This window comes from Longimicrobium sp., from assembly GCF_036280135.1.
Lineage (GTDB): Bacteria > Gemmatimonadota > Gemmatimonadetes > Longimicrobiales > Longimicrobiaceae > Longimicrobium.
In genome coordinates this window covers 1-3,392 of the sequence record NZ_DASURI010000278.1, presented here as the reverse complement: position 1 = coordinate 3,392, position 3,392 = coordinate 1, and the positions used below count along the sequence as shown (strand labels likewise).

Sequence of the window (3,392 nt, the reverse complement as noted above, 5' to 3'; positions counted from 1 at the left end):
CCCCGCTCGTTCCTCGCGGAGAGAGGAGAACCCATCCTTCGCACGAGCAACCTCGGTGCCCGATCTCGCCCTCTCGCCAACCCCTCCCCCGAAGTTGACAACTTCGGGGGAGGGGTCGACTGCCGTCGCGAGGAACGAGCGAAAGGCGGTCGGGGGAGAGGGCCCTCCCGTCGCGCAGCGACGGGAACTCCGTCTCCGCGCTCACTCGGCCCGCTGCAGTGACCCCGCTCGAAGTCTACACCCTCTCCCGCGCAGTTTGCGGGAGAGGGTGGGTGAGCTCCGCGAACCCGGGTGAGGGCCCCGGGTGAGGGCCTACAGCAGCCCGTCGCGGGGGCCCATGAAGCCCATCACCAGGATGGCGATCATGCACGCCCAGATGGCGGCGTACAGGTAGACGACGGGCTTGCGCTTTTCCAGGATCTCCGGGTACAGCACCGGCTTGCCCGCGAACTTGCCCCGCGGCTTGCTGGGAAAGAAGAAGGTCTTGTACGTCTCGATCATCGCCACGGCGTATCCCGCGCCCGACAGCGAGATGAAGACCCAGTCCCGCGTAAAGAAGGCCATCAGCGTGGCCCAGAACAGCGCGATCACGGGGCTGCGAAAGAACTTGAGCGTCTCGAAGCCCTCCACGGGCGCGTCCTTCCACGCGCCGCCGAACGCCGTCAGCCATCCGCCCATGGCGCCCAGCGTCACCAGCACCAGCCACGCGGGCGTGTTGGGAAAGCGCTCCATCATCTCGTATCCCGCCCAGACGAGCACGGCCAGGATGATGAGGATCGCCAGCAGCAGGCTCCAGCGGACGGGGCGGCTCTTGACCGGCTTGCCCAGCACGCCGAACTGCATGGGGATGAAGTACTTGGACTGGTCTTCCTCGCGGATGTAGCCCTTCCACAGCTCGTGGCCCAGCCGCTCCAGCGCGTACACCATCCCGAAGAAGACGGCGGCCTGGCCCCAGTTGGTGAGGTCCATCCCCGTGATCGGCTGCAGCACCAGGGCGATGAGCGCCGCCACGATGATGCTGCGCGAGTACTTCAGAAAGGTGAAGCCCTCGTGCGGGGCGTCCTTGTACATCCCCCACGAGCTTGCGTGCGCGCCGGCCAGAACTCCGAGCAGAACAGACATGGGTATATCGGTCAGGATTTCAGGATTGTTGGATCAGGACAGGTCCAGTCAGCGTGGCCAATCGTGCGCAGTTACTTTCGCACTTTCGCACTCACGCACTTTCGCACTGTTGTTCTCACATCGTCCGGTAGATCTGCTCCACCAGCTCCAGGTCGCGGCGCGCCAGGTCCAGGCTGAACCGCGGCTCCGCGTTGGCGCGGATGGCGTCCACGAAGTCGCGGAACATGCCGCGGTAGCCCACCAGGTCGGTGGGCTTGAGCAGCGACACGCGCTTGCGGCGGCCGCGCACGCCCAGGAACAGGCCGTTGCTCTCGAAGGTGATGGCGCCCTCGGAGCCGTAGATGCTGCTGACGCGCACACCGTTGAGTGGCGAGCCGATCTCCCACGAGTAGTACAGCGTGCCCACGGCGCCCTGCGCGTAGCGAAAGACGGCCAGCGTGCTGCGCTCCGGCCCGCCGTCCGCGCGCCCGGGGCGAAAGCCGTGCGCGTCCAGCACGGGCAGCCCCAGGTTGGCCATGAAGTTGACGTAGTGAATGCCACCCTCGAACAGGGCGCCCCCGCCCGCCATCCCCGTGTCGTCGCGCCAGCCGCTGGTGGCCTGCCGCTTCATGGCGTTGACGGTGATGACCTTTACCTCGCCGATGTCGCCGGCGGCGATGTGGCCGCGCAGCGCTTCGGCCAACGGCTTGTAGAAGTAGTTCTCGGCCACCATCACGCGGCGGCCGGCGGCGTCGCGCGCGGCCTGCACGGCGTCGAAGTCCGCCGCGCGCATGAACGGCGGCTTTTCGACGATCACGTGCTTGCGGGCCGCCAGCGCCGCCAGCGTGAGCTCCAGGTGCGAGCTCGGAGGCGTGGCGACGAGCACGGCGTCGATGCGTGGATCCGCCAGCGCCGCCTCGTAGGAGCTGAACGCGCCCGCGCCGCCCATCTCGCGGTTGAACGTCTCCGCCTTTGACCCGTCGCGGCTGGCGTAGAAGCGGCGCACGTCGAACTTGCGCAGCGTCTTGCTGTGCATCCGCGTGACGTTGCCGCATCCCAAAAAGGCCAGGTTCACCGGCTGGCTCACGCGGCCACCTCGCGTCCCGTGGCGTCCGCCGGCGCGGCGGCCGCGGCGATGCGCCGGCCCACGCGCAGGGCGTTGGCGGCGATGGTCAGGCTGGGGTTTACGCCGGCGGAAGTCGGGAAGACGCTGCCGTCCGTCACGTACAGGTTCTCCAGGCCGCGGTAGCGGCAGTCCTCGTCCAGGGCGCTCGTCCGTTCGTCCGCGCCCATCCGCACCGTGCCCACGGCGTGGCTGAAGGTGGACACCTTCCACGTCACGGTCCCCCACGCGCCCGCCTTGCGCAGGATCTGCCTGGCCCGGCGAACGAGGGCGCGGCGGGCGGCCAGGTCGCGCGGCGTGTAGTGATGCTCCACGAGCAGCTTCGGCAGGCCGAACGCGTCGACGGAGGATGCGTCGATGCGCACGCCGTTGGTCTCGCGCGGCTGGTCCTCGGCCACGGAGAGCAGGCCCGTCAGGTGCGATACGGCGGGCGCCAGGGCGTCGGCGACGGGCTTGGGCAGCACGTGGGCGAGCAGGCCGGCGGGCGGCGTCATCACCTGCTGCAGGTTGCCCAGCTTGCCGGCCGGGGCGCCCGGCGCGTCGTCGCCCCAGTAGAAGTCGTGGATGGCGACCTGCTTGTGGTGCTCGTTCGCGGGGTTGGGCCGGCGGGGAAAGATGCCGTACGTCATCGCGTTGCAGTGCCGCATGAGGTAGCGGCCCACGACGTGTCCCGCGGGGTTCATCCGCTGCAGCCCGCTGGCCAGCAGCAGGTGCGGCGTGGCGAGCGCGCCCGCCGCGAGGACGACCGTCCCCGCGCGGACGGTAAAGCGCTGTCCCGTCCGCCGGTCCGCGCATTCCACGGCGGTGACGCGATCCCCCTCCGCCACCAGCCGCACGGCGACGGTGTCCGGCCGCAGCTCCATCCCGTCCGCCAGCAGGCCGGGGAGCACGCGCGTGGCCAGGTCGTTCTTGGCGCTGACGGCGCACGCAAAGGCGTCGCACGTGGTGCACGCCTGGCAGCCGGACTCGGCGATGGCGAGGGGGATGCGGAACGGGTGCAGCCCCAGCGACCGCGCCGCGTCCGCGATCATCCGCGACGCCTCGGCCAAGCGCGCGGGGCGGTGCGGATACGGCGCGCCGCGATGCCCCTCCGTGGGATCTTCGCCCGCCGCGCCCGCGACGGCGATCAGCCGCTCCGCCTCGGAGTAGAACGGCTCCAGCGCGTCGT

At 69.9% G+C, this 3,392-nt stretch carries 3 protein-coding genes; all 3 read right to left on the bottom strand.

What is annotated here, in order from left to right; translation table 11 throughout:
• Nucleotides 1–312: 312 nt before the first annotated feature.
• Entirely contained in the window at nt 313–1,122 is an 810-nt protein-coding gene (locus tag VFZ20_RS08790) for a hypothetical protein (RefSeq protein ID WP_329683485.1), read from the bottom strand.
• A 115-nt stretch (nt 1,123–1,237) separates the two neighbouring features.
• Nucleotides 1,238–2,188: a Gfo/Idh/MocA family oxidoreductase gene (locus VFZ20_RS08785; RefSeq protein WP_329683484.1), complete on the bottom strand. Its 951-nt coding sequence runs from the start codon at nt 2,186–2,188 to the stop codon at nt 1,238–1,240.
• On the bottom strand, nt 2,185–3,392 hold a 1,208-nt coding region (locus VFZ20_RS08780), incomplete at its 5' end, for a GMC family oxidoreductase (RefSeq protein ID WP_329683483.1). The genes VFZ20_RS08785 and VFZ20_RS08780, both read right to left, overlap by 4 nt.

What these genes read in the sequence shown, in the direction of transcription:
- VFZ20_RS08790 (WP_329683485.1), bottom strand. Translation starts at nt 1,122, where the DNA reads ATGTCTGTTCTGCTCGGAGTTCTGGCCGGCGCGCACGCAAGCTCGTGG.